The following is a 26,514-nucleotide window of genomic DNA, read 5'->3' as shown; positions in this document are numbered from 1 at the left end:
TAGCGACGATTTGAATTTTGGCGTTGGTGATATTTTTATAGACCGTCCAATCAATGCTATCATCCTTAAAAATAGATGAACAATTTCAGCAAATTACTTATCCATGCATTTTATTTATCAGTATATTTAGGCTCATTAAGGTAAATTCGTTATGTCGATGTTCAGTATAGAACCAAGCAGCTTATCGTTGAGTCTGACACTTGGGCTGACTTTAGGTCTGAGCGCTTGCCAGAGCCTACCCAAACAGCCGCATCTACCTGAGAGCCAAGCGCTATCAGCGCGAGTCAATGCTTTATACCAACAAGAAGACAGCCCAAAGATTGAGCAAAATACAGCGACTACAACCAACAATACTGATCTAGTGGCCGCTGTTAGTGCACAAAATGAAATTCACCCTGACTTGTCAGGCTATCATCCGATCGTCACTGGGGCAAATGCGTTTGCCGCCCGTAGTATCTTAACGGGTATGGCCACGCGCAATATCGATGCACAGTATTATATTTGGCACAATGATCAGGCTGGCCAACTTCTATTAAAAGACTTGTGGGAAGCCGCTGAGCGCGGTGTGATCGTACGTTTGTTGTTGGATGATTTTAATAACAGTGCAAAGTTTGATCAGCACTTACTACGTTTTGCGAGCCACCCTAACATCGCGGTGCGTATCATCAACCCATTGATGCATCGTAAGTTTTCAACATTGAACTACGTCACTGGTTTACCGCGTATCAATCGCCGTATGCACAATAAAAGCATGACGTTTGATAAACAGATTACCATTATCGGCGGACGTAATATCGGTAATGAATACCTGAGCAACGATCAAAGCAGCCAGTTTGCAGATTTGGATGTTTTACTGATTGGTAAAGTCGTCGCAGACATTGATAATAGCTTTGCCAGTTATTGGTCATCGCCGCTGTCGTTTGACATCGAAACTTTAGCCAAATTCGACGATGATGTCACGCCTGATTTCTTAAAGGCCTTGGACAAGCTGGGTATAGATGAGGAAAACAACGAAGGCAGTAGCTTGACGGTCTATAAAGCCGCCATCAAAGACTCGACGATAGACACTGATCTGATCAACAAGCGTGTGCCGTTTCGTTGGACAGACATGCAGTTTTTGAGTGACGATGTTGGTAAGCTGTCCAAAAGCGTCTCATCTGAGACCAACTTGGTGCATCAACTGCGCACGTTACTCGGTAGCCCAACCAAAAAACTGACCATCATCTCGTCTTATTTTGTCCCGACCAAAGACGGGGTCGATACTTTGGTGAAGCTAGCCGAATCTGGCGTTGATATCAAAATATTGACCAACTCATTTGATGCGACCGACGTGACCGCTGTTCATTCTGGTTATAGTCAATGGCGCCCTAGCCTGCTTCGTTCAGGCGTAAAAATATATGAGCTAAAATCAACGGCAGCTGAAGAAAAACGTGACAATAAACTGTGGCGCGCGCGCAGTCAGTCATCAACGAGCTTGCATGCAAAAACGTTTGCGGTAGACGATTACCAAGTGTTTATCGGCTCCTACAACGTTGACCCTCGCTCTGCCAATATTAATACTGAAATGGGTGTAATAATCAATGATGATGAGTTGGCAAGACAGCTGCACGGGGCGCTGAGTGATGATTTGTTAAACCAAGCCTATGAAGTTAAGCTGCTAGACAACGGTAGCTTGGAGTGGCACACCATGGAAGATGGCAAAGAAGTTGTCTATGACTCAGAGCCACGCGTTGACATGAGTGACCATGTTTGGCTGACCATCATGTCATGGTTACCCATTGATTGGCTGCTATAACATGTGAAATGTCCTACGCATCAACACTTAAACATTCAGGATAAAAAGTCTAATCTCTGTTAGATCAACATCCTGTCATCGAAGTCTTTAGTATAAATCTCTAAGTTTATTTTTTCGGCAAATCATTATCTCTATGCATTGATTTGCCGGTTTTTATTGTGTGCGGTTATCTAAATGATAATCGTCTTAATGACCACATTACTCCGTGGATGCGTGATCTATTATGCCGACTCGTTCTAAGTATGCCTTGATGTCTGCTAAAGACAAAAACGTCGTGATGTTTATCAGCTTTATCAGCGCTGTAGTCTTTTTTGATTTTTTGATTTATTTGTACATTGCAGACATTGTCTCGGCTGCCATCTTCCCTGCTAACAGCGATCCTACGGTTGCTAAGCTGCAAGGAATGGGGTTGTTTGTTATCGGTTATTTGGCACGGCCAATCGGAGGTATTCTCTTTGGGCGTTATGGCGATATAAAAGGTCGAAAACCCGTCCTGTTGATTGCGATAGTTGTCACCGCATGCAGTCTGCTAGCAATGGCATTTTTGCCCACTTATGCACAGTGGGGTGCGCTTGCTCCTGCTTTGTTTATTTTGTTAAGAATAATACAGGGTATGGCGTACGGTCTCTATGTTCCTTTATCTTGGGTATTTGTGGCAGAGCATGTCCCTCGTCAGTACCTATCTGTAGCCTGTAGTTATGTGACTGCCAGCTTTTTAGTAGGGGTTTTGTTTTCAAATACGTTTTTTATGTGGCTTTCTAGCATTATGACGACGGATCAATTGACCGACTACGGCTGGCGTTTGCCATTTTTGGTTGCTGCTGTATTGAGCTTTTTGCCGTTATTGGTGTGGCGACTCGTTGGAGAAACCCCCTTTTTTCTAGCGCTAGACAAGCCCAAAATTGGCACTGACGTACGTAAACCGCTCACCATACTGTTCAAACACTGCAAGCATTCTATATTTGTCGGTATGGTACTGACATTAATCATCTCTAGCATCACCTCCGTTATTATTCTAATGTTGCCTGATTTAATAGCAATAAACTTTGCTTTAGATACTGACTTGTTTAATTTTTCTCATAGTCTGGGCATCATCTTTATGATTTTTGGTTGTATATTCTATGGTTTGATTTCTAATCATGACAACTTTGGCAAAATTCTAGTGACTGGTTCTATTTTGCTTATCGCTCAAATGCTGGCTTTCTTTTACCATTTGCAAGCAGGTGGCGACTATATTTTAATCATGTATGCGATTTTGGGCTTCTGTGCAGGCATTGTCGGTATGGTTCCTGGCATTCTCATCGAGTTATTTCCGACCAACATCCGTCTCACAGGCGTTGCTTTTTGCAATAATGTCACGCAGGTTATTACTGGTGTGTTGATACCTTTTGGGCTTGGTTATGCGACGACACTCATCAGTTTCTCGCCAGCGTTATACATTGCATTTATTGGCTTTATCGGTATCATTATGGGGCTATATTTTTACAATCTGCCCGAAATCAAAAAAATTGATCATGTGATCTTGTAATCAACTGATCAATATCTACATAGAGATTAACAATTAAGGTGCAATGGGTCGTCTCGTCCATTGCACCTTATCCATTTATTTCAGACACAAATATTAAGGCTTAACAATCATGGTTGATATGACCAACAAACGCCTCTCAGTTGCGCCAATGATCGATTGGACAACGACAGACTATCGTTATTTTGCGCGACTATTTAACCCGCACACGTACCTGTATACCGAAATGATTAGCACTGGTGCATTAATACACGGTAACCGCGCACGGCACCTACGCTTTGACACACTTGAGCACCCACTGGTATTACAGCTTGGCGGAGCAGATATCAGTGAGATGACACAATGCGCCGAATTTGCTCAGCAATACGGCTATGATGAAGTCAATATCAATGTTGGTTGTCCTTCTGATCGCGTACAACACAACAAGATAGGTGCCTGTCTAATGGCAGAGCCTAAAACGGTGGCTGATTTGGTCAAGCACATGCAAGCTGCAGTCGATATCCCTGTGACGGTCAAACACCGCATCGGTATCGATGATTTTGATAGTTACGAGTTTATGGTGGATTTTGTGCAGACCGTTGCAGCGGCTGGCTGTACACGTTTTATTGTTCATGCACGTACTGCATGGCTACAAGGGCTGAGTCCCAAGCAAAACCGCGAGATACCACCGCTACGCTACGAGGATGTCTATCGTCTCAAACAAGACTTTCCTGAGCTTGATATTGAGATCAATGGCGGTATCGATACCATTGAAGACATCAAAATGCACCTGCAACATATCGATGGCGTGATGATTGGTCGGGCGTTTTATCACAACCCATATCTATTAGCAGAGGCCAATAGCTTATGGAGCGAGGCAGCACCCGACGCAATACCTAAGCGCTCAGAAATTTTAGAGCAGCTCTACCCTTATCTACAAGAACAAATCGCCAAAGGCGAAGCACTACCCACGATGACACGACATTATCTAGGATTGTTTCAAGGGTTGATGGGTGCACGCAAATGGCGGCAAGCATTGAGCGGCAAACCTCAGCTCACGCTCGATGACATTAAACGAGCAGCCGATGAAGTGTTATCGTTAAATCCTGACGCATAGCTAATGGTATAACTGGCTTGATAGCATTCACATGCTATCCATTGTCATGGCTAGCATGTTATCTACGCCGCTTGCGCAAGATACTGCCACATCGCTGCGCCATTATTAACGATATGCAGTACGATTGGCAGTAATAGCGACCCTGACTTGATACGTGCATAACAAAATATGAATGCCAACACCACAATGGTACTGATTTCATAAATGCCATACTGTACATGGATAATGGCAAATATCAAACTGGTCACGATACTCGCAACTATTGCACCGCGGTGCACTGGATCCAACGGCGCCTTGAACTGCTCTGCGATGGCTGACCATAATATGCCACGAAAAACCACTTCTTCATAAATAGGTGCAACCACGACCATTGCAAATACTAGCAGCCACACTGAACTAACAGACTGGTACAATGGATCTACAAATACCAACGGCGTCATATCCAGCATATAGGTCAGCGTCTGGCTGACTATCATAAATATCAACAGCAATCCTAGCATGCCTATACCTACCGCAAATGAAAACGGCTTTAATGCTAAATACTGCCGCCATTCACCGCCTCTTATACGAATAATGAGAACACTGGTTGTCATTAGAAGCACGCAGCCTACGAGTATCGATAAGCTCACGACTGTTCCATCGTTACTGCCAAAAAAGAAGATATCGCCCATCGAGGCATTTTTAGTCGCAGGTAATACCAGCTTGCCAGCGATATAGACGCCCACCAATTGACTGATAAAAAACGCAAGTACCATCCCTACCGTTAGCATAAATATACCAACGCGCGAAAATAACGGCGGACGCTCAGGCGAGGTTGCGATATCCGGTAAAGCTGTCACGTTTTTTGGCATATATATGTCACTTAAAAAATACGCTGTCAGCTTGTATTAGACACAAGCCTACATAATGATACGTTGCTTTTATTTTGATAGTTGCTGCTTAATCAGTTCGAGTACCTGCTGCGCTACAGACTCTGGGTGCTCAAGTGGGAACATATGGCCACCCTCATGAGTCTCATAAGGGATACCCAAGCGCGACTTTATCTGTTGGGGAAACCGACGTTTTAAAAAGATACTGTCTTGACCGATAATCAAGGTAATAGACACCTTAGGGCCGCGATTCGGTGCCAACCAATACCAAGAAGGATTGGTACGGAATACTTCCACTTCACTAGCTTTAGGAATGGCTAATGTGACCTTACCATCCGCGCGCTCATGCAAGCCATGATCAATATATCCTTGAAAGCTGCGCTCATCAAAGTTTTTAAAAAACCCTTTATGCCGCATTTTTTCATACGCATCTGCTCGACTGTCCCACACATCACGGCGATGCTTAGAGATACCCGCTGGCGACAATTTATCCATCAAACGTTTACTCGTAAGAGGCAATTTATCTACTGTCTTTGCCAAATGCCATAACAAGCTAACTTTGCCATAAATCCAAGGCGGATCCATGAGCACTGCTTGAGCAAACAGCTTGGGCTCACGGTAAGCCGCCTGTAAGGTACACATGGCGCCAAGTGAATGACCCACGCCCACCACCTGAGTGACGCCGTGCTTTTCGCAGGCGGTTTTTACGCTATCGATCACCTGCTGTGTCAGACTGCGCCAATGATTATCCACTGGATAATCTGGCGTGTCACCCAACATGGCAATATATTCAATTGTAAAAAATGCTGATAATCCTGCAAAAAATGGCTCATACACAGCACTTGGCATCCCATTGGCATGGGCAAAATGTAGTACAGGCTTTTTTGTTATCTTGGAGACAGGTAGCGCAGCAAAGGTCTGCAAATTGATTTCATCACTCATAACAGGCTCTCGTGGGATGGTTTATATATTATTTTTAATAATTCAACTGTATTTCATATTAAGGTAATTTTTAGCACTATATACAATTAAGGCTGAGCATAATTATATGCTCAGCCTCAACAATCATACACAGTATATCTAAAACATTAAACGCTTAACGCATTTTTGCATTGCCTTCTTCTTGGGGCAAGAACCCATCAAGACTCATGCTAGAACCGATGCCTGCGCCCAGTTGTACCGCAAAACGATCCATAAACATTTGGAACGGATCGGTTGGGCTATAGCTGATGATCGTATCAAGATCTAATTGTTTACTGAGGCTTGTGATACTGCCTGTTTTGTCTGCCAGACCTAACTCGATAGATTGCTCACCTGTCCAAAACAGTCCTGAAAACAGTTTGTTTTGCTCAGGATTTTTCAGGCGATCGCCGCGGCCTTCTTTGACGGCATTAATGAAATGCTTGTGCGTATTGGCAAGCACACCTTCAACATGTTTTTCTTCGTAGTCAGTCAATGGACGCGACAAGCTCAAGATGTCTTTGTACTCACCCGCCGTGATAGTACGATCTTCTACGCCGACTTTGTCCATTAGACCTTTGACATTGTAGCTTGGCATAATGACACCAATAGAACCAACCAAGCTCGATGGATTAACATAGATCTCATCTGCGGCAGAGGCGATATAATAAGCACCTGAAGCACCAATATCACCGATAACGGCATAAAGCTTTTTATCTGGATATTCTTTACGCAGATCCATCATGGTCTGCCAAATTTCATCAGACTGTACCGGTGAGCCACCAGGTGAGTTAATGTCTAACGCCACCGCTTTAGAGTTACTGTTTGCAAAAGCGTCTCTCAATGCTTCATTGACATCGTAAGCGTTGGCCACGTCATCATTACTGATCACACCTTGCAGCTCAACCACTGCTAAATGCGGCGAGCTAGTATCAACGGCATCCATTCCTGTTGGCGAACCACTACACCCGCGGCCTATGGTCAAAAATATCAATAAGATATAACCAAAGGTCAACAGTTTAAAGAAAATACTCCAGCGACGAGCACGGCGCTGCTCAACCACACTAGCTAATAAGGTGTTTTCCAGTACTTTCCACTCTTGTCCGCTCGGCGCGTTTGGTTGCTGCATTGGCGTTGGCTGATTTGCCGAATTATCAGGACGTTTGTTTGGGTCTGGTGGCCAGTTGGGCATATAACTTCCTAAGTCAGAAACAATCTAAAACAATAAAAAGATGATATTGGTAGATACGGCTAAAGATAAATATCTCCTCGCCATGTCAATCATCGGTATTAATAGGCTGCTAAGTATGGTGGTATTTCGATAATGGTTCAATAGTATAACTGTGAAATATCACCATATTGTAACACTGCGAATATAAGCGATATTTTTAAGGACTCATCGCTTCTGCATCAACACCGTTGTCGATTATATCCAGCGATAAAGACCCTTCTAAAGGTTTGTCATCGTAGGTGATAATATCATTGATGCTTTGACGACTTATGACGTCAGTCGTCATCTGTGATGCACTATGACCAAGCCAAGTGATATTTTTAAACCTCATACTGTCGTTATTCGAATCAGCTGAACATAGCAGTGACCACATCTGCCAAACGCGTGGATGCGTATCGATGTTCAAAATAAGCCGTGATTGAGACAAGTTTTTGTGATCCGTATCTAACTGGTTATCTGCTATTTTCGTTTGAGAGTTTACAGATAATGACTTTAGCGGATCGGCTGCGTTATATCTTAGGACTTGTATAGGTACGCTGCTATCAATCGCAATTGTACAGTCCCACACGCTGGTATCACCTATCTCGCTCCAGCCTGTCATTGCTTGGATGGATAAAACACCACTAGCTACCTGCCATGTTTTGCCTTGCTCGCAACCTTGCGCACTGATATTCGTCTTACCTTTAGATTGGGCTACTGTGTTATGCGCTTGCTGAAATGCAGCCCAACGCTCAGAGCGTCCCGCCTGCCAATATTGACTGACAGGTAGCTGCTGATTTAACTGCGCAACTGCCAGCGGGAATAACTCAGAATTTTTGGTACTAACGGCCATATTTTGCTCACTAGCACTCAACGTGTCAGTCAGTACGGTGCTACTGCTCTGCACTATGATGCCTTCTAACTTATCGACTGACAAACTGCCCATTTGCTGCTCTAAAGACGCAGATAGTCTATCCGCTGTAAGACTACTTGGCACGGTCCGTGTTGCGGTTGGTCTATGATCAGCCAAAAACAGCCAGCTGGTACTGCTTTTAGCAAGTGAGGAATCATCCTTACTTTTACTAATTCTCTGATCATTTAAAGGGAATTGTAGCAAGGCTGCACTGATATATGGATCACTCGTTGGCAAAATATATAACGTCGGCATTGTTATGATTGACTGCTGATTGGCATACACCGTCATCATTAACAGCGTCAGTGGAGGCAATGCCAACCAGCGACTGAGCAGCCCTCTTGGCAAAAGCCAAGGTACTATACTTAACAACACCATGAGCAATATCGCCATATTCACTGGTGTATAAAGCCATGCGTCTGTTAATGCTGGCAATGATGTCAGCCAACCAATCAACTCATGTAGATTGCCGACGATGGCACTGACTAAAGACCAAATGCTGTCGGCTATCGTGGGTGATAACAGGTAAAAAAGCCCTGCTAACAGATTGAGCGGTACAATCACCCACCCAAACAGCCCAATGGCAAATAAATTGACAACAAGCCCCCATAGCGACGCCTTTCCAAATAAGAGCAGCGTGATAGGCAATAAAGTCAAAAACAACCAGAATTGTAGCTTGAATATACGCCGAGCAATTTGCAATGCACGATGGAATAAAATATTACTTGTATAAGCACGCCCATTATCGCCATTATCATTGTATGGTAGCGGTGCAGCGGCTGTATTGCGCTGATATGATGTGTCTTCATACTTGAGTAGTAGCGCTACTGCGATGAAAGATAGCCAATACCCTGCCTGCCACAAGACATACGGATCTTGCCATGCCATCAAGACAGCTAATGCTAATAACACGCGCATGGTACCAATCGGTAGCAATGTCAATCTCACCAAGCCGATAGCCAGTAGCATCCAAGCCGTACGTGCAGCGGGCACATCAAAACCTGTAAATAGTGCATAGATAAAAGCAGCACCAATCATTACCCACCAACGCACTTGCCAGCGTGGAATATAGCGATAAACCACTGGGCACAATCGATTGAATAGCAATACAACGGCGCCGCCCAATACAATGGCTAAAAACAGTACATGTGTCCCTGATATTGCAAGCAAATGCGAGATACCCGCCAGTTGATACAAATCCTTGGTGTCGCGATTAATCAAGCTACGGTCACCTGTGAGCAAGCTCAAAGTAACCACCTTTGCCTGTTGCTCTGCCGTAGTCTGTGCTGACCAATCTGTATAAAAATGCTCCCTTAATTGCCAACGTCCTATATCAATACGAGTACGGAGTCGCTGGAAATAAGAGTCAAACATCGATGCTTGGTGTAAAGCTTCATCGTTACTGCTCTTGCTGACAGTCAACGGACTCACCGCCAGTATATTCGCCACACCATCAATGTGTCGACCGCGCAACCAGCGATAACTATCGAAACCAGACGGGTTGCTTATTGCTTGCTTGGAGGTAGACAATGGTGCCAGTGCCAAGCTCATAAATAGCTCATCACCTGGCTGCAAATCATTTAAATTTGAGAACGAATCATCATTTGATGTGTTTTTTGGATAGGCATTGAGCAATACTCGGTATTCGATATCAGTACTGTGATTTTTTTCATAACTGTCATCATAGCTTCTACTTAGGCTATTATTTTTTTCCTCTGAATAATCACTTGTACTATTTGCCAAATCTTGGGGAGTCAACGCAGCGACTAATGGCATTAACTGTGTAACCACTGCTACTTGTCGATAGCCACTATCTGTACTGGCATCATATACGCTGTCACTTATCCCTTCGATACGAACGATCGCTTGTACACGTATAGAGTCAGTAATTTTGGTCGTTTCGGCTTGCTGATGTGCAACTAGCGCTTGTAATGCACTACCCATGACCAACGCAATGGCTAATAGACCAAATAAGAAGTATCTGCTAAAAAGTGACAACTTAACATCATTAGGTGAGCTGACAGAGCGCGTTTTATTGGTACTACGAGTATTTATTGAAGGGGTGTTAAGTTGCGTAGCAATAAGCAGTACAATGGCAAATACGACAAGCAACCAAAGCAAACCGGAGGCGCTGACCATATCCAATAAAGGCATGTCGATCGGCATCGCTACATTATCTGCAACTGCCAACACACCCATCATAGCAATAATTACTAGGCTACCAACTAACCAATACACCAGCACTCCTTGCTTGATGAGCAAAATATTATAATGCAGCTAACACCAGTTATTGATGATAATAAAGCACCAGAGCAGCCATTTTTATCGACATTTTAGAAGCGACTGAAGCATCATATCTGTGAGGCAATAGCATTTATATTTATATTACCCTATACTGATGAGGCATATTAAAATGATGGCTTTCTACCATCACCACTCTATGTATCCTCATCGGTATTTTTTATCCATAATATTACTTTATACCAGCCCATCAATACAATTGAGCGGACTGTCGTTAACGATTAAAGGCGATACTGTGCCCCACAAACGTCTAAAAGACCTGCTTCCTACACCGGAAAAAATCCTAGAAAGTCGCACCCTAAAACTGTTCGCCCCGCATTTGGCAGATCCTCGGTTATGGCACTTCAACCGCCATAGCTTAAATAAAGCGGTCTATATTGGCGTGCTTAGCGCATTTTTTCCACTGCCAGGACAGATGTTGCTGGCTTTGATTGGCTCGCTTATTTTTCGAGCCAATGTACCTATGGCTCTCGGTCTCACGTGGATTACCAATCCAGTCACCAGCTTGCCTATCTTTTATGCTGGGTATTATATCGGTGCAAAAATCATTGATGCACCAGTGATCAGTTTGCGCTTTATCGGCAGAATGATTGCTGATTTTAGCTTATGGGCATTATCAGATGGCGCCAACCCTTTTATTACTTATAAGGGCACTGTATCGCTGGCAGCATTTTGTATAGGGTTAACGATTTTAGCGGTTATAACCAGCATCGTTTGTGGACTTGCCTTTAAAGCGATTTGGCGTTACAAGACGGTCGTGAGTTGGCAAAAGCGTCAGCAAAAACCTGATGACAAATCGCCTAAATATTAATACCGTTTAACATCATTAAACGGTATTAATATTAAACAGTATCAACGTCAGCGTCTTAAGCAATAGCTATTACTCTTCTTTGGTTCTTTCTATGGCATCTATAAGCTTATCTGTAAAATCCTTATCCATAGAGACGATCTCAATAACCTCGTCGTTTTTACAGAGCGTATAACGCTTACCTGTGGCGCTGTCTTGAGCTTTTAAATCGTAGTCAACCCCAGCCAAAGTAATCGCATCGAACACGGGTGTGATGAGATCCTTTTGTTCTTGTCTATCGAGCGTTTCAAACAAGGTTGGATCGATATAGGGCTTTAACGGCTCATCACCTTCTTCAGCACTGCCAAAAGCGGCGATTGGATTGTCATCTTCGTTCATTGTTTGGAGTCCTATAAAATAGATATAGCGGCTAGTTAATCAGTTTTCTATATCTTTTGCTATGAAATATTTACTTGATAATACAACAATATATTTCGTCAGAACAACCCTTATAAATGCCAATTCATGACACTTATATTCATCTGAAAATCTCAACACATATAGACGTTAATACTGTTCCCAATGACCATTACGTAGCAGTAATTGACGATCAGCAAGCGCCGCCAAGTTGCGATCATGTGTCACCATCAGAAGTGCTGTTTGCATAGTGCTTTGTAGCTCTGATAGCAATCCAAAGACACTTTGCGCATTGTCATAATCCAAGTTACCAGTCGGCTCATCCGCCAAGATAAGCGAAGGCTTGGTAACTAGCGCGCGCGCAATTGCTACACGCTGACGTTCACCACCTGACAGCTCACCCGGCCTATGCATCAACCGATGATCCAGACCGACGTTTTCGAGAATCTCAATCGCTTGCTTACGAGCGTCAGTCGTTGACACTTCTGGACGCATCAATAAAGGCATCGCAACGTTTTCGACTGCGGTAAACTCTGCTAGCAAATGGTGAAACTGATAAATAAAACCCAAATGCTTATTGCGCATCGCGCCGCGTTCGGTCTCATTCATGCTATTTAATAACTGACCATGTAACCAGACTTCACCACTCGTGGGCGTGTCTAGACCACCAAGCAAATGTAGCAAGGTACTTTTTCCTGAACCACTGGTCCCGACAATAGCAATGCGCTCACCAGCATGAACCGTCAGATCGAGGCCAGTCAATACTTGCGTACTAACGGCTCCTTCATCATATATCTTATTGATATTGGTCGCCTTTAAAATGGCAGACATAGCGCTTCCTTTATTTTATTTATGTCGATATTTATGCGATTGAATTACTCATAACGTAGCGTCTGGGCAGGCTGAATCTTAGCTGCTCGGCGTGCTGGATAAATGGTTGCCAAAAAGCTCAATATAAATGAGGCACCTGTTATAAGTACCACGTCGAGCAAACGCAGCTCTGACGGCAAATAATTCACAAAATAAGCATCAAACAGATTCAGATTAAAGACTTGATTAATAAAGCCTAAAATATCACTGACGGTGAGTGCGAATATTACACCCAATATCGTACCAGCAACGGTACCGATCACACCAATGACCACGCCTTGCACCATAAAGACTTGGGTAATCAAACGAGGAGACGCACCAAAGGTTTTTAGAATGGCAATATCTGCTTTTTTGTCAGTGACGAGCATCACGAGACTTGAGACAATGTTGAAAGCGGCAACTAAGATAATCAAAAATAGTAGCAAACCAACCATGGCTTTTTCCATTTGAATCGCACCAAACAGATTGCCATGAGTTTGAGTCCAATCATTAGGATATAATTGTTCAGGTGCGATGGCTGCCGCTTTTTGTGACGCGATCGGCGCAGTAAAGATATCATTGAGCTTCATACGCACGCCTTGCGCCCCTTCTGGCAGGCGCAGCAGTTTTGCTGCATCACCCATCGGGATGAACGCCATCAGACTGTCTACCTCTGGGCTGATGGTAAAAATACCTGTCAAAGTAAAGCGCTTAAATCGTGGTATCACACCGGCTGGCGATGGCGATGCTTCTGGTAGCACTAGAGTCACTTTGTCCCCTATCTGCAAGCCCAAAGACTGTACCATCTCCTCGCCCAATACAATACTAAAGTCACCACTTTGCAAGGTATCAATACTGCCCTCGACCATATGATCATTAATGATAGAGACGTTTTTTTCGTATTCAGGCTCGACGCCAGTCACCATAATCCCGGCGACCTGACCGTTTGATGTCAGCATCCCTTGCAATTGAATAAAGGGTGCGACAGCTGATACTTCTGGATCTTCTTTAATCTTATCAGCGAGCTGCTCCCAATCACCAATAATCTCCGTTGAGACTACGGTGGCTTGCGGCACCATGCCCAAAATACGGGTTTTTAATTCTCGATCAAAACCATTCATGACCGATAGCACCGTAATCAATACGGCAACCCCAAGCGTCAGACCAATCATTGAAATAAGGGATATAAAGGAGATAAAGCCATTACTGCGCTCTGCTCGGGTGTATCGTAAGCCGATAAATAACGCTAAAGGACGAAACATATTCAAACTCTTTATCTTATCTACGTGCGACTTTATATAGGCTACAAAATGAGCAGTGGCAAATGCATCATAAACTGACACTCGCCATACTCACATATAAATCGAACACAAAAACAGGGTTTCAGACGAGCCGAGGACAGCCGTCAAAAGGGAGCTAGTTTGACACAATTTAGCCAATATGTGCCAGTCATTAGCCGATACTGAGAGTATTTTTTACCAAAAAACTGGGTTTTGTTATTATTTTTTATAGAGGCCTTGCTATTAGATGTGTCAATACCTATATATTATATGCTAAAGACAATTGTCATTAACCCTCATTGTGGTTTGTGCACTCTTTGCTGACAATGTCGCTGACATCATAAACCAGTTATTTGAAATACTGAATGGTATGTAAGTAACCGTCGTATCACAGTATTAGACACAAACCCCACGCTGACTTAATTTTGAGTATTTTCATGACCATAAATTATCAATATAAAAACATTCAAACTCCTACCAAGATCACACTGACCGACGAGCAGTCTGCAGGTCATGGCGATCACTGGCGTATTTTGACCGATGATATGAGCAATGATGTGCCAGAGTGGCTACAAAAAATGATCGAAGTAGCGGCAATGCCTAAAGGCCTGAACAACAACGTCAGTGCAAAAGACAGCTGTTTGTTGTTATCAGAAGACAAGCCATGCCATATCAATCAAGTACTCGCAATGAAAGACGGTAAGCCTGAGCGATTCATCAATGCTTATCCTTGTGTTGATAGTCCTTATGGGCTTGACTGTAAAATCGAGCGCGTCATCGCCAATGACAACTCACATGATGCAGTGCTACGCTTGCGTACCGCTGATGGCAGCATTATCTATGCATTTGATCAGCTCTATACGACCAATCGTCATTTGTATCAGCGCGATACGTCTTATTTCGTTAACTTTAGCGCATGGGCACACGAGATCAAGCTCAGTGAGCAAAACGAAGTCATCATGGTAGAAGACCAAGAGTCTATCCGCTACCATCGTGCGTTTAACGATATCGTCGCGGCTAATGACGGAAAGATTCCAGACGATCTGCAAGAGCAAATCAGCGAATGGAAACCTGAAACCAAAGAACAAATGGCGCCGGTCGAAATCAACTTAGGTCACATGTGTGCTTATTTGTTTGGGGATACTTTGGGGCAAGAGGATGAGGCTTGGTGTCAAGGTCAAGTGCTTGGCAAACAAGAAACGATATTTAATGGTAAATCTGTCATTTTGTTTGATGTAGTGACATTGCGTGAGCAAGACGCAGATCCATTTGTCGTACGTATTGGTGCGCTTAATACGCCAGAGACCGCCAGTATTAAAGTGCATGACTATGTACAAGCCAATGTCTGGTTGCAGGCAGCGATATATAAAGAAAATCAGACAAGTGCAGCACAGCAGTCAAAAGCCAGCTAGTTATTGAATATAACAGCCTGCTGTATTACGTGTTATGCCTAGTTTTTTACACAATAAAAAGCCCCTAATATGAATTAGGGGCTTTTTTACAACTTACTATTGCTTATGATCTACAAATCTTCGATAAAAACGATTAAGCCATAGTCGTCATTGATTTGATACGCTTGTACAACTCTTTTTGCTCGGCGCTTGGACGAGCAGTCTGTACTGCCATCAATTGTGACATATCCCCTTCAACGCGAATTTTACCGCTCATGAAAGCACCCATAATTTGGTTGGTGTCAAAATCAGTGATGATAGACTGTAGAATGCTACGATCTAATAACAAAGTCGTCGTGCCATTACTATTTAGACCACGATGTAATAATCCATTAGCAAAGTTGGCTTCGATGTCTTTCTCAGTATCAGATACTTTTAGGTTAACAATCATGTTAGCAAGCGCTGGTGGTAGGTTTAACTCACCTGCTTCACTACCCAGCTTCTCCACTTGCTCAAACCATTCATCTGTCAAAAAAACTGCCATATTATTATCCTTAATGGGTGTTTTGTTGGGTTAACGCTGCTATTTGACGCATTAACCTGACTAGCAAATTATTAAAATGCTTGTTATTAATAAACCGCAAATATGAGGCCATTAGATATGTTCAGACTCATTATAAGGGGCGAGTTGATAAGAAGTAAAACCTATTTATGCCACTAGTGATGCGATTGTTACAAAATACCTTTCGAAGCTCACGCTTGTATTTAGCAACGTTTGTCTTAGTTTGATGCAAACACGCATCTAGAATAGTGACAGAATTGTGTATAAAATAAGCAAGTAGCGCAATAATAATAAGTTGCTCGCTAACATTTATACCAAAGAGTTTGTATTTTGCCGCATAGTTCTGATGATATTTAATTAGGATTGCGTTACAATACCCTTAAACAGAGTCGGGAGTTTTAACCAAATATTACATAAACATGTTTTTTGTCAGCCGCCGCTAGCATACATCTATGGTCAGTGCATTTTTATAGCCCTATAGATATGGGTATCTATCTTCATTAGTACAGATTTTTTCGTAATAATTAAGATACATATTTAGCCTCATAAGATGTTTGATGTTCAAAAACGGCGCGTCTTTTTATTTATCTTGACGATCTATTAATAATCCTACTATCGATTGGCTGTAAGCAAGGTGCACGAAGCGCCTCATTTTATCCATCAGTATCAACTGATATAAAGTCAAAGCCTAAATTGATAGTTAATAAGATTATGGTGATAAAAGGGTCAAAAAACAGTATGTACCGTAGCTATTGTAGGTTTATAAATTTTTATAATATCTATAATGCGGACTGTTGGTTAATTCTGTTGATAATTCGGGCTGTAAAGGAATCATCCAATGAGTTTACAAAACACAGCAGTCGCCCCAGTTGACCGTGAGTACGAAATTACTATCGTAAGATTTTTTACGATCATGGCTGTCGTTTGGGGCATCGTCGGCATGAGTCTTGGTGTGTTCATTGCTTCACAGTTAGCATGGCCAGCACTCAACTTTGACATTCCATGGCTGACCTTTAGTCATTTAAGACCACTGCATACCAATGCGGTGATTTTTGCGTTCGGTGGTTGTGCCTTGTTCGCAACGTCTTATTATATCGTTCAGCGTACCTGTAAAACGCGCTTATTTGCGCCATATTTGGCTTGGTTCACCTTTTGGGGTTGGCAGGCAGTAATTGTTTCTGCTGTTATTACCCTTCCTCTAGGTTTGACGTCAACTAAAGAGTACGCTGAGCTTGAGTGGCCTATTGATATCTTAATTGCTTTGGTATGGATCTCTTATGCCATCGTATTTTTTGGTACACTCATCAAACGCAAAACCTCACACATTTATGTGGCTAACTGGTTCTTTGCCGCCTTCATTATTACGATTGCCCTACTGCATATCGTAAACAGTATGGCCATTCCTGTTAGCGCGTTCAAATCTTATTCGCTATTTGGCGGTGCAACTGATGCGATGGTGCAGTGGTGGTATGGGCACAACGCGGTAGGTTTTTACTTAACGGCAGCATTCCTTGGAATGATGTATTACTTCGTTCCGGTACAGATTGGTCGCCCTATCTACTCTTATCGCTTGTCTATCGTTCACTTTTGGGCATTGATTGCTTCATATATGTGGGCTGGTGGTCACCATTTGCATTATTCAGCGCTTCCTGATTGGACGCAGTCATTGGCAATGGTATTCTCAATCATCCTATTTGCTCCATCTTGGGGTGGTATGATTAATGGTGTACTCACGCTATCAGGCAGCTGGGATAAGCTACGTACCGATCCGATCATTCGCTTTATGATTGTGGCGTTGTCGTTCTACGCGATGTCGACGTTCGAAGGTCCAATGATGTCGATCAAAACAGTGAATGCGCTATCGCATAACACTGACTGGACAGTTGGTCACGTACACTCAGGTGCACTTGGCTGGGTTGGTATGATTACGATTGGTTCGCTATATGTGCTGTTACCACGTATTTATAACAAACCGAAGATGTACTCTATCAGCTTAATCACCACGCATTTCTGGCTTGCAACTGCAGGAACGATCTTCTATATCGTGTCTATGTGGATCTCAGGTATTGGCCAAGGCATGATGTGGCTTGCTACTAACCCAGACGGTACTTTGGTATATAGCTTCGTTGATACTGTTGAATTCTCGCATTTCCCATATATCGGTCGTGCGTTTGGTGGCTTCTTATATGTATCGGGTATGTTTGTTATGGCTTATAACTGCTATAAAACACTCAAGATGCCAGAAGGTAAGCCTGTAGATGTCGCTGATCCAACGGATCATGAACCTAGTGTCGAAAAACCTTCGACAGCTAACGTATAAGGAGCGATCATGGCTGGTACACCGCATGAAATTATTGAAAAAAATACAGGCTTGTTAGTCATTGGTATCGTTATTGCCATTAGTTTTGCAACGCTAGTTGAAATCGTGCCTTTGATTTATAACAACGATAGTCCTGAAGAAGGCGGTTTGAACAAACCCCTTCCCGCTATGGAGCCTTGGACTGCGCTTGAGTTTGAAGGTCGTGATATTTATATCCGTGAAGGATGTCACGTTTGTCATACACAAATGGTTCGCCCACTACGTGCAGAAGTTGAACGTTATGGACCATACTCACGTGCCGCTGAGTCGACGTGGGATCACCCATTCTTATGGGGATCGAAACGTACTGGACCAGATTTAGCACGTGTTGGTGGCCGTTATTCTGAAGATTGGCAAAAGCAGCATCTAATCAACCCACGTTCGCTAGTGCCTGAGTCAGTTATGCCTGGCTTCCCTTGGTTGGCCGAGAACGAAGTCGATGGTGAGAACATTCAAGCTAAAATGCGTCTATTCCGTGATCGCTTCGGTGTGCCTTATACTGAAGAAGATATCGAAGGTGCTCCAGATGCTGTACTTGGTGCCACTGAGCTTGATGCTCTGGTTGCCTATCTACAGCAGTTAGGTACCGCAATGGAAGGACAGCGCTAATGGGTATTGGTGAATTACAAACAATTGCGACCGTTTCTGCCTTTATTGCCTTTGTAGGCGTTGCATGGTGGGCGTATTCGCCAAAAAACAAAAAACGCTTCGAAGAAGATGCACAACTTGCGCTTGATGACGAGGATATTAGATCTCTGTCTGAAGAGCAGCGCAATAAGGATAAACGATGACATTTTTTTGGAGTTCTTGGATTACGCTAATCAGTTTTGGTTGTTGGGCGTTCATTCTTGGCGTTCTGCTGTTTGTATTAAAATACAAGCCAGAGGTTGAAGAAGACGGTACCACTGGTCATGAATACGATGGCATCCGAGAATACGACAAACCACTCCCTAAATGGTGGTTGGTGATATTTTTTGGCTCAATCGTCTGGGGTGTGGTTTACTGGGTATTTTTCCCAGCGATGCTTCCGGGAAACTGGAACGGTCTTGCAACCGTAAAAGTCGATGGTGAAGATGTGCCATGGACCTCTAAGAACGAGCTGTTCAGTGAGCTTGAAAGCAATAATAAAGTATTTACAGATAACTTTGAAAAAAGTATCTTGGTCAAAGCGAATGCAGCGGGCGCGACCTCGACACTTGGTACGCTAAACGAATTACAAGCAACCATGCGTCGTAGTGAAAACCCACCAGCAGATTTGCAGACTCAAATCGACGACAAAGTTGCAGAGCTTGCCCCTTACGTTGAAAAACTGTCTGAAAATCCAAATGCTTTGAAAGTTGGTAGCCGTTTGTTCTTACAGAACTGTGCAGTATGTCATGGCTCTAACGCTAAAGGTGCGACAGGCTACCCTAATCTAACTGATAATGATTGGTTGTATGGTGGCGAAGCCAGTAATATCTTGACTACCTTGCACAACGGTCGTGTTGGCGGTATGCCAGCATGGCGTGATCAGATCGGTGAAGATGGCGTACGTGCAGCATCAGAATACGTGCTGTCACTATCTAGCGACCATGGTAGCAAGAGCAATGGCAAGCTTGACCAGACGTTGGTTAACCAAGGTGAGGCTATCTTCAAGCAGCAATGCGTGTTGTGTCATGGACCAGATGCTAAAGGTATGATTTCAGCGGGTGCACCAAACTTGACTGATAATATCTGGTTGTATGGTGGTGAGCGTGAAACTGTACGTAACACTCTACGTTATGGCCGTGCAGGCGTAATGCCTCAGTGGGAAACGAAGCTAGGTAATGAGCGTATTATGCTACTTGCTGCTTATATCTACTCATTGTCAGATAAGACAGGTAAATCGCCTGAAGTAGCAATGGCTGCTACAGCTAATCAGCCTGCTGCGACTGAAGTAGCAACTCCCAACTAAAACGCTGTTACTGTATTTTATATGGACGAGATTTAATAAAGGGAGAACTGTCATTGCAGTTCTCCCTTTTTCATATTTTTTTACAGATTTGTACTCAACGGTTGCTATCAAAAACGCATATAAGCGCTAGAAATCATTGAGACATATTAATTGCTTTTCATGATTATTACCCCATTATTAGTAGGGAGAATGTTAGAATAGCTATTTCCAAAATAGCTGACGAGTCACGACGTTATAACGTCCTAGCTTGATCTAATAAGCTACTTACAATCGATTATTTAGTAGGTGGACTAGCGTTTTTTTGTTCAGTTCTCTATCCACTATTTACTGACATTGATAACATCGTACACTCATATACCTCAACACGAGAGGTGTTTGTTCATCATGCCAGCAGACTGATTCTTTTTTTAAAGAGGCACGTTTATGTCAGCACAACAACAATCTAATAAAATCCCCGTACAGCAGGTCGATCTTGATGCGACCAAGCAACGCGTCCATCCAAGGTTTGTCACGGGTTTTTATCAAAATATTCGTGTTATCACGATGTATGCCCTTTTGGCCGCTTTTTTAATTTTGCCATGGCTGCGCTATAATGACAGACAAGCAATATGGTTTGATGTGCCTTCACAGCATTACTATATTTTTGGCATGACTTTTTTGACCCAAGATTTTTATTTTATTGCGGCATTTGCCATTATTGCAGCGTTTACCCTATTTATGGTGACCGTGTATGCTGGTCGTGTGTGGTGCGGGTATGCCTGCCCACAGACGATTTGGACACATTTATACCAATACGTTGAAAAATGGGTCATCGGTGATCGCAATAAGCGTATGAAGTTTGATAAATCGCCGATGAGTGCGAGTAAAGTCTTCAAACGCACTGTCGTCTATGCGATTTGGTTTTTGCTTTCTGTGATTACAGCGGCGACTTTTGTCAGCTACGTGGCAGGTACGGACTCGCTATATCATAGCTGGCAGACAGTGGGTCTTATTCCTATCCCTGATTGGCCAACATGGGTATGGGTATCGATGTTTATCTTTACTTTTGCCACCTATGCCAATGCAGGTTACATGCGTGAGCAAATGTGTGTACAGATCTGTCCTTACGGCCGTTTTCAGAGCGTGATGTTTGATAAAGACACGCTAATCGTCTCGTACGACTATGAGCGTGGTGAGCCGCGCGGTGCCCGAAAAAAAGGCACACATCCTGAAGAGCTGGGTGATTGTATTGAATGTACGATGTGCGTGCAGGTCTGCCCTACTGGTATTGATATTCGTGATGGCTTGCAAGTCGGCTGTATTCAGTGTGCAGCCTGTATTGATGCCTGCAATGAGATCATGGATAAAGTCGGCTATCAGCGTGGTCTGATTCGTTATACAACCGAACGTCAGCTGGTCGAAAAAGAACCAAGCCGTGTGCTGCGTCCGCGACTATTCGCTTATTTGGCTTTGTTAGCTGTGCTATGTGGCGGGGTTATCTATGCGTTGACAGACCGCGTACCACTAGAGATTGATATACGTCGTGATCGTAACCAGTTATCATCTATCAATACCCAAGGCATGATTGAGAACAGCTATATCGTCAAGCTGACCAACAAAACCCAAGAGCCTCACAATTATAAAATAACGCTCGCACCGCAAGAGGGTTTGAGTTTAGAGCTGCGCTTCAACGATGTACCCCTAGAAGCAGGCGAAAGCTTCGATATGCCTGTCAGTATTTATGGTGATCCTGATGTGATTGAGTTTGGTCAAACGCCAGTGACGTTAAATGTGACCAGTGAAGATGGTAAGTACAAAGTCAGTAAGCAAAACGTCTTTACGACTCAAGGTCAGTAATTCATCACTGAACTGATTATTTAGTTTCCTTTATGTCATTCGGTAGCCAGCAAATTTGAAAGTCAAAGGCTATCGGGTGAATGATTTATGATTAAACTGGCAGCACTTAGCCGTCCAATTGTCCGTTGATACCATTTGTCGATATCTGATAAGCAGATCTTTGATAAATAAGTATCTGATGAATAGGTATTTTATGTCTAATCCAGCACCGAATTTTAAACATCAAGATACTCAGCCATGGTACAAGAATTACATGGTTATGATCTTTGTGATTGGCATGCCAGCTGCGGTCGTGATCGCTTGTATCTGGTTTGTCTACTATTCTTACCAGATCCGCGACAGCGTGGTACGTGACGACTGGTATATGGATGGCAAAACGCTCTATCACGACGTATCACGTGACAAGCTTGCTTATGATTTGGACTTGCATGGCAAAATGCAATTTGCGGATAATGGCGATGTTGTGTTTTATCTCAATTATCCTGAGCAAAGTGTGCAGTCAGGCAAGCTATTAAACGGTCAGCCACTTACTTATCCTGATACGCTTGATCTTTCAATCTCGCATGCCACCGATATCAAAAAAGACCGTGACGTCGTGCTAAAGCATGTTGAGGGCAATAAATACAGCGCCCAAGTAGATCTTGATTCGGTAAAAGCCAAATATTACCTGCAAGTGAATAACGACGGTAAAGACGATTGGCGTATGCAAGATGTCGCCAAGCTTCCGCGCTCAGAGGTTAGCTTTAAACCCTTACCTGTCTTTGATAAAAGTTAATATTATTAATCTATGTCCTAATATCTACATTTAAAAAAACCAGCCTCTTCTTTATGAATGGCTGGTTTTTTATGGGTTACTCGATCAGTATTCGCTCATGAGACGCTAAATAACTGGGTTAATTGTTGGGATTTTCTGCGGTGTAGTTCTACTTGTTACATCATTGTCTGATTCTGTTGCATAGGGCTTATCGCTAGCAAACTTAGGATTGAACGTTTGCGTCTTTGGTGATACTGGCAAACCAATCTCAGCCAGACTGTCGGTCTGCCCTGATTGAATGTTATCCCCTTCGAATAAGCGCTCGTCGTTATCACGGTCAAGACTGAGTGTCTCAAAATCAAACAACTCACGATCCGCTAACTGTGATGGCGCTACGTTTTGCATTGCCTTAAAGATCGACGCCAAACGCTGCGGATGAGCGTCATCCCATTCACGTAACATGTCATTGATAATGGCACGTTGTAGATTGGTCTGACTGCCACATAAGTTGCAAGGAATAATCGGAAACTCTTTTAACTTAGCGTATTCGATGATGTCTTTTTCTTCGACATAAGCCAATGGACGAATCAGCAGGTTTTGCTTATCATCACTTAAAAGTTTAGGCGGCATTGATTTGAGCGCGCCGCCATGGAATAAATTCAAAAAGAAAGTCGCAAGCATGTCATCACGATGATGACCCAAAGCAATTTTGGTCGCGCCAATCTGCTTAGCAAAACCATACAATGAGCCGCGGCGCAGACGTGAGCACGCTGAGCAATAGGTTTTGCCTTCTGGCACCACACTTTTGACAATACTATACGTGTCTTTTTCCAAGATATAATGGGCAATACCTTGCTCATTAAGATAGGCAGGCAAAATATCTTCAGGGTAACCGGGCTGCTTTTGGTCAAGATTGACTGCGACGATATCGAAATGAATGGGAGCGATACGTTTTAGTAGGAGCAAAATATCCAGCAAGGTATAGCTGTCTTTACCGCCCGAGACACAGACCATCACCACATCGCCGTCTTCGATCATATTAAAATCGCGAATGGCCCAAGAGACTTGGCGACGAAGCTTTTTTTGTAGCTTACGAAAAGCCGCAGATTCAGTAGGTGATTGTGAGTCAGTAGATTGCTCAGCAACGATATCCTCATTGCTACCCTCTTCAGCATCGGCCTCTAAAACATAACGATTAAAGTCTGATTCATCAGACATATGATCAGACATCTCATCAAACTTAGGAGGGATGTTTGGCGTAAATAAGGTTGCTGCGGTCATAAGTTACTCAATATCTTTATAAGGATGATTTTACTATAAAGCGGTTTGCGATAAAGCACGATCAATGAGGTAGGGTTATCGATGCTTTAAAAGCGGCAATTATAACAAATATTGCTAACAGATTGAAAAGATGACAGTAATACGCACTTTATTTTTATTGCAATGCTGCTTAGCATGGCTTTGTCACCTTAGTGACGCGCGATTGGTCGCTTCGTGGTTCTGTAATAGCCGTATTTTTGCTAAAATAGCCGTTTTCGTAAACCAATAATAGATACCACTATGACTAACGTTACTTTGCAGAATAACTCGGCCAACCAAGCGTCCGATACTGAACTAGATACTCTCAATAAAGATCAAAACGCCGTTGTACTTTTATCAGGTGGCCTCGATTCGGTGACGTGTTTGTATTGGGCAAAAGCGCGCTATGCCTCTGTGACAGCGGTCAGCTTCAACTATGGTCAGCGTCACAATAGTGAGCTTGTCGCAGCAAAGACCATCGCTGAGACAGCAGGCGTCAATCATAGAATCATTGATATTGATATCGCTCAACTTGGTGGCTCTTCATTGACAGACCACAGCATGATTGTACCAGATGGCGATTCGGACAAATTCCCTAGCAAGAAGCGGGATGAGATCGATAACGATGCCATTCCGAATACTTATGTGCCTGCGCGCAATACGATCTTTTTGTCTTATGCACTAGCCGTTGCAGAAGTGGCCGATGCCAACCACATCGTCATCGGGGTCAGCTCAGTTGACTACTCTGGCTATCCTGATTGCCGTCCAGAGTACATAGCAGCATTTGAGCACATGGCCAACCTTGCCACAAAAGCGGGCGTTACCGGCCACCGCCTATCAATCCAAACGCCATTGCAACAGCTATCTAAAGCACAGACTATTGAGCTTGGCCTGTCATTAGGCGTGGACTATGGACAGACTATTTCTTGTTATCGTGCAGATGCAAATGGTCTCGCTTGCGGTGTTTGTGATAGCTGTGCATTACGTCGTCAGGGCTTTGCTCAAGCTGGCGTCACCGACCCTACTCATTACCAAGCTGGATAGACATACTGACTTTTTATCAAACAGCGGCATCAATCAACATTAGCGAAACATTCGCTTGCATTAACACAGCACGTCGACATTGTATTTTAATCAATATACTTGCTATGGTATGGACAATTATCTCTGCCACCAGATATATTTTTCATTAGATATCAATAATCGTAACAGTCACCTATATATTAATAAGCTGACTGTGCATTGGTTACAAGATCTACAAAATTGACACTACCTGTAAGAGGAAATTTATGAAGTTATTGCCATTATTACCCCTAGCCTTAGTGGCCGTATTTGCAATGCCACAAGCGAATGCTACTGATATTAAGCAAAGTAATATCAACTCATGTGTCAATGGCGCAGTCAAATATAAAGTTGCTGACAAGGGCGACGCTACCAAATTATGTAATTGCACCATCGGTGTCCGTAGCAATATGACGATTGGTCAAATGTGGGAAATCGAAAGCTACGCAAAAGACAAAAAAGACCCTTCAAGCTTGCCATACGTCAAGACCATGCAAAAAGACTTGCAGCAGTGCACAGTCGGCTTAGACTTGAAGCAGCCGCAAAAGCCTGCTTAATTTACTATTTGTTTGATATACAAAAGACTGGCTATTGCCAGTCTTTTTTGTTGCCAATGAATGAGCAAAGTGTAAAACTGATTATTTATTGCTACCAATCTGCCTATAATAAGAAGACGATAAGTAAAACCCTATCTAAACCATCAAAAAAACCAATATACATAACCAAAATCAATAAGGATTTTACCATGGCAAAGCCAACAACAGAAACCATCAACCTACCCGACTTTCCAGTGACCATTGTACGCAAACTTGCCGGAAACTTTATCCATGATGAGATCAGTCTCAAAGAGATGGTTGCCAATACCGATAAAGGTCTTATTCTCTATTTTTATCCCAAAGACAACACACCAGGCTGCACCACGCAAGCGACGGAGTTCACGGAGCATATCCACGACTTTGACGACTTAGGCTATGACATCGTTGGTGTCTCTCGTGATGGCGTTGAATCCCACGAAAAATTCATCGATAAATATGACTTGCAGATTCCACTTGTCAGTGATGCTGATGAAAAACTATGCCAGTATTTTGAAGTCATTAAAGAAAAGAACATGTACGGCAACATTACTTTGGGGCTGGTACGCTCGGCATTTGTTTTTGATAAAGAGGGCAAGCTGACTCACGCACAGCGTAACCTACGCGCCAAAGATTACACCAGTCGCTTACTCACCATATTGGCACCATAATCTACACAATAGACTAGGTTAGATTGCTCACCATAAAAATGCTAAAAGAGCGCATACGCAAGTCTGAGCTGAT

The 26,514-nt window shown here is 43.2% G+C and carries 23 protein-coding genes; 14 read left to right on the top strand and 9 right to left on the bottom strand.

The features are described 5' to 3' along the window. Positions 1-151: 151 nt before the first annotated feature. From QO189_RS08955 to dusA, 3 genes are all read left to right on the top strand, one after another. The gene (locus QO189_RS08955) at positions 152-1,795 is read left to right on the top strand and encodes a phospholipase D family protein (RefSeq protein ID WP_371532462.1); all 1,644 of its coding nucleotides are present in this window, start codon (positions 152-154) and stop codon (positions 1,793-1,795) included. Positions 1,796-2,018: 223 nt separating this feature from the next. Further along, on the top strand, positions 2,019-3,323 hold the full coding sequence (locus tag QO189_RS08950) for an MFS transporter (RefSeq protein ID WP_371532461.1): 1,305 nt from the start codon (positions 2,019-2,021) through the stop codon (positions 3,321-3,323). A gap of 109 nt (positions 3,324-3,432) precedes the next feature. Next, on the top strand, positions 3,433-4,416 hold the full coding sequence (gene dusA / locus QO189_RS08945; protein WP_371532460.1) for a tRNA dihydrouridine(20/20a) synthase DusA: 984 nt from the start codon (positions 3,433-3,435) through the stop codon (positions 4,414-4,416). 62 nt (positions 4,417-4,478) lie between these two features. On the opposite strand, the gene QO189_RS08940 is transcribed toward dusA, so the two are convergent. The 4 genes from QO189_RS08940 to QO189_RS08925 form a co-directional block, all read right to left on the bottom strand. Beyond that, positions 4,479-5,267 carry a lysostaphin resistance A-like protein gene (locus tag QO189_RS08940; protein WP_371532459.1) on the bottom strand — a complete coding sequence of 263 codons (789 nt, stop codon included), beginning with the start codon at positions 5,265-5,267 and terminating at the stop codon, positions 4,479-4,481. 69 nt (positions 5,268-5,336) lie between these two features. Continuing rightward, on the bottom strand, positions 5,337-6,227 hold the full coding sequence (locus QO189_RS08935) for an alpha/beta fold hydrolase (RefSeq protein WP_371532458.1): 891 nt from the start codon (positions 6,225-6,227) through the stop codon (positions 5,337-5,339). Positions 6,228-6,381: 154 nt separating this feature from the next. After that, on the bottom strand, positions 6,382-7,437 hold the full coding sequence (gene sppA, locus QO189_RS08930; RefSeq protein ID WP_058024772.1) for a signal peptide peptidase SppA: 1,056 nt from the start codon (positions 7,435-7,437) through the stop codon (positions 6,382-6,384). A gap of 196 nt (positions 7,438-7,633) precedes the next feature. Further along, entirely contained in the window at positions 7,634-10,606 is a 2,973-nt protein-coding gene (locus QO189_RS08925; RefSeq protein WP_371532457.1) for a ComEC/Rec2 family competence protein, read from the bottom strand. Between the two features lie 298 nt (positions 10,607-10,904). On the opposite strand from QO189_RS08925, the gene QO189_RS08920 reads away from it, so the two are divergent. Then, complete coding sequence (locus tag QO189_RS08920; protein ID WP_227675659.1) at positions 10,905-11,480, top strand: DUF2062 domain-containing protein; 576 nt, start codon at positions 10,905-10,907, stop codon at positions 11,478-11,480. 69 nt (positions 11,481-11,549) lie between these two features. On the opposite strand, the gene QO189_RS08915 is transcribed toward QO189_RS08920, so the two are convergent. The 3 genes from QO189_RS08915 to QO189_RS08905 form a co-directional block, all read right to left on the bottom strand. After that, a complete protein-coding gene (locus QO189_RS08915; protein WP_371532456.1) occupies positions 11,550-11,855 on the bottom strand; it encodes a hypothetical protein in 306 nt (101 codons plus the stop codon). A 168-nt stretch (positions 11,856-12,023) separates the two neighbouring features. Further along, positions 12,024-12,704: a lipoprotein-releasing ABC transporter ATP-binding protein LolD gene (gene lolD, locus QO189_RS08910; protein WP_058024770.1), complete on the bottom strand. Its 681-nt coding sequence runs from the start codon at positions 12,702-12,704 to the stop codon at positions 12,024-12,026. A 44-nt stretch (positions 12,705-12,748) separates the two neighbouring features. Beyond that, positions 12,749-13,984, bottom strand: coding sequence for a lipoprotein-releasing ABC transporter permease subunit (locus QO189_RS08905; protein ID WP_201598301.1), 1,236 nt, complete (start codon positions 13,982-13,984; stop codon positions 12,749-12,751). A gap of 455 nt (positions 13,985-14,439) precedes the next feature. On the opposite strand from QO189_RS08905, the gene QO189_RS08900 reads away from it, so the two are divergent. Beyond that, positions 14,440-15,414 (top strand): hypothetical protein, encoded by a 975-nt coding sequence (locus tag QO189_RS08900; RefSeq protein WP_371532455.1) that lies wholly within the window; start codon positions 14,440-14,442, stop codon positions 15,412-15,414. 133 nt (positions 15,415-15,547) lie between these two features. On the opposite strand, the gene QO189_RS08895 is transcribed toward QO189_RS08900, so the two are convergent. Next, on the bottom strand, positions 15,548-15,937 hold the full coding sequence (locus QO189_RS08895; RefSeq protein ID WP_371532454.1) for an SCP-2 sterol transfer family protein: 390 nt from the start codon (positions 15,935-15,937) through the stop codon (positions 15,548-15,550). A gap of 856 nt (positions 15,938-16,793) precedes the next feature. Here QO189_RS08895 and ccoN point away from each other — a divergent pair. The 6 genes from ccoN to QO189_RS08865 all read left to right on the top strand — a co-directional run bounded on the left by ccoN (position 16,794) and on the right by QO189_RS08865 (position 22,858). Continuing rightward, a complete protein-coding gene (gene ccoN, locus QO189_RS08890) occupies positions 16,794-18,275 on the top strand; it encodes a cytochrome-c oxidase, cbb3-type subunit I (protein WP_201598312.1) in 1,482 nt (493 codons plus the stop codon). Between the two features lie 9 nt (positions 18,276-18,284). Further along, entirely contained in the window at positions 18,285-18,923 is a 639-nt protein-coding gene (gene ccoO / locus QO189_RS08885) for a cytochrome-c oxidase, cbb3-type subunit II (protein WP_071001898.1), read from the top strand. Then, a complete protein-coding gene (locus tag QO189_RS08880) occupies positions 18,923-19,105 on the top strand; it encodes a cbb3-type cytochrome c oxidase subunit 3 (protein ID WP_201598314.1) in 183 nt (60 codons plus the stop codon). The genes ccoO and QO189_RS08880 overlap by 1 nt, the downstream gene beginning before the upstream one ends. After that, positions 19,102-20,247: a cytochrome-c oxidase, cbb3-type subunit III gene (gene ccoP, locus QO189_RS08875; protein ID WP_371532453.1), complete on the top strand. Its 1,146-nt coding sequence runs from the start codon at positions 19,102-19,104 to the stop codon at positions 20,245-20,247. The genes QO189_RS08880 and ccoP overlap by 4 nt, the downstream gene beginning before the upstream one ends. Before the next feature lie 423 nt (positions 20,248-20,670). Then, entirely contained in the window at positions 20,671-22,083 is a 1,413-nt protein-coding gene (gene ccoG / locus QO189_RS08870) for a cytochrome c oxidase accessory protein CcoG (protein WP_371532452.1), read from the top strand. A gap of 193 nt (positions 22,084-22,276) precedes the next feature. Further along, positions 22,277-22,858 (top strand): FixH family protein, encoded by a 582-nt coding sequence (locus QO189_RS08865; RefSeq protein ID WP_201598323.1) that lies wholly within the window; start codon positions 22,277-22,279, stop codon positions 22,856-22,858. A 105-nt stretch (positions 22,859-22,963) separates the two neighbouring features. Here QO189_RS08865 and ttcA read toward each other — a convergent pair whose 3' ends face one another. Beyond that, positions 22,964-24,118, bottom strand: a complete 1,155-nt coding sequence (gene ttcA, locus QO189_RS08860; RefSeq protein ID WP_371532451.1) for a tRNA 2-thiocytidine(32) synthetase TtcA — start codon at positions 24,116-24,118, stop codon at positions 22,964-22,966. A 279-nt stretch (positions 24,119-24,397) separates the two neighbouring features. Between ttcA and queC the strand changes: the two genes are divergently transcribed. The 3 genes from queC (at position 24,398) to QO189_RS08845 (ending at position 26,441) form a co-directional block, all read left to right on the top strand. Next, positions 24,398-25,180 (top strand): 7-cyano-7-deazaguanine synthase QueC, encoded by a 783-nt coding sequence (queC, locus tag QO189_RS08855; protein ID WP_371532450.1) that lies wholly within the window; start codon positions 24,398-24,400, stop codon positions 25,178-25,180. Positions 25,181-25,425: 245 nt separating this feature from the next. Next, positions 25,426-25,755: a hypothetical protein gene (locus QO189_RS08850; protein WP_371532449.1), complete on the top strand. Its 330-nt coding sequence runs from the start codon at positions 25,426-25,428 to the stop codon at positions 25,753-25,755. Positions 25,756-25,943: 188 nt separating this feature from the next. Beyond that, on the top strand, positions 25,944-26,441 hold the full coding sequence (locus tag QO189_RS08845; protein ID WP_371532448.1) for a peroxiredoxin: 498 nt from the start codon (positions 25,944-25,946) through the stop codon (positions 26,439-26,441). Positions 26,442-26,514: the final 73 nt, after the last annotated feature.

It is taken from the genome of Psychrobacter sp. Arc29 (assembly GCF_041431175.1).
GTDB lineage: Bacteria > Pseudomonadota > Gammaproteobacteria > Pseudomonadales > Moraxellaceae > Psychrobacter.
The sequence above is the reverse complement of the archived record's forward strand: the minus strand, read 5'-3'. Positions and strand labels throughout refer to the sequence as shown.

What these genes read in the sequence shown, in the direction of transcription:
- queC (WP_371532450.1), top strand. Translation starts at nt 24,398, where the DNA reads ATGACTAACGTTACTTTGCAGAATAACTCGGCCAACCAAGCGTCCGAT.
- QO189_RS08880 (WP_201598314.1), top strand. Translation starts at nt 18,923, where the DNA reads ATGGGTATTGGTGAATTACAAACAATTGCGACCGTTTCTGCCTTTATT.
- QO189_RS08935 (WP_371532458.1), bottom strand. Translation starts at nt 6,227, where the DNA reads ATGAGTGATGAAATCAATTTGCAGACCTTTGCTGCGCTACCTGTCTCC.
- dusA (WP_371532460.1), top strand. Translation starts at nt 3,433, where the DNA reads ATGGTTGATATGACCAACAAACGCCTCTCAGTTGCGCCAATGATCGAT.
- QO189_RS08865 (WP_201598323.1), top strand. Translation starts at nt 22,277, where the DNA reads ATGTCTAATCCAGCACCGAATTTTAAACATCAAGATACTCAGCCATGG.
- QO189_RS08900 (WP_371532455.1), top strand. Translation starts at nt 14,440, where the DNA reads ATGACCATAAATTATCAATATAAAAACATTCAAACTCCTACCAAGATC.
- QO189_RS08955 (WP_371532462.1), top strand. Translation starts at nt 152, where the DNA reads ATGTCGATGTTCAGTATAGAACCAAGCAGCTTATCGTTGAGTCTGACA.
- QO189_RS08940 (WP_371532459.1), bottom strand. Translation starts at nt 5,267, where the DNA reads ATGCCAAAAAACGTGACAGCTTTACCGGATATCGCAACCTCGCCTGAG.
- QO189_RS08950 (WP_371532461.1), top strand. Translation starts at nt 2,019, where the DNA reads ATGCCGACTCGTTCTAAGTATGCCTTGATGTCTGCTAAAGACAAAAAC.
- QO189_RS08905 (WP_201598301.1), bottom strand. Translation starts at nt 13,984, where the DNA reads ATGTTTCGTCCTTTAGCGTTATTTATCGGCTTACGATACACCCGAGCA.
- ccoG (WP_371532452.1), top strand. Translation starts at nt 20,671, where the DNA reads ATGTCAGCACAACAACAATCTAATAAAATCCCCGTACAGCAGGTCGAT.
- QO189_RS08850 (WP_371532449.1), top strand. Translation starts at nt 25,426, where the DNA reads ATGAAGTTATTGCCATTATTACCCCTAGCCTTAGTGGCCGTATTTGCA.
- QO189_RS08845 (WP_371532448.1), top strand. Translation starts at nt 25,944, where the DNA reads ATGGCAAAGCCAACAACAGAAACCATCAACCTACCCGACTTTCCAGTG.
- ccoO (WP_071001898.1), top strand. Translation starts at nt 18,285, where the DNA reads ATGGCTGGTACACCGCATGAAATTATTGAAAAAAATACAGGCTTGTTA.
- ccoP (WP_371532453.1), top strand. Translation starts at nt 19,102, where the DNA reads ATGACATTTTTTTGGAGTTCTTGGATTACGCTAATCAGTTTTGGTTGT.
- sppA (WP_058024772.1), bottom strand. Translation starts at nt 7,437, where the DNA reads ATGCCCAACTGGCCACCAGACCCAAACAAACGTCCTGATAATTCGGCA.
- ccoN (WP_201598312.1), top strand. Translation starts at nt 16,794, where the DNA reads ATGAGTTTACAAAACACAGCAGTCGCCCCAGTTGACCGTGAGTACGAA.
- ttcA (WP_371532451.1), bottom strand. Translation starts at nt 24,118, where the DNA reads ATGACCGCAGCAACCTTATTTACGCCAAACATCCCTCCTAAGTTTGAT.
- QO189_RS08895 (WP_371532454.1), bottom strand. Translation starts at nt 15,937, where the DNA reads ATGGCAGTTTTTTTGACAGATGAATGGTTTGAGCAAGTGGAGAAGCTG.
- lolD (WP_058024770.1), bottom strand. Translation starts at nt 12,704, where the DNA reads ATGTCTGCCATTTTAAAGGCGACCAATATCAATAAGATATATGATGAA.
- QO189_RS08915 (WP_371532456.1), bottom strand. Translation starts at nt 11,855, where the DNA reads ATGAACGAAGATGACAATCCAATCGCCGCTTTTGGCAGTGCTGAAGAA.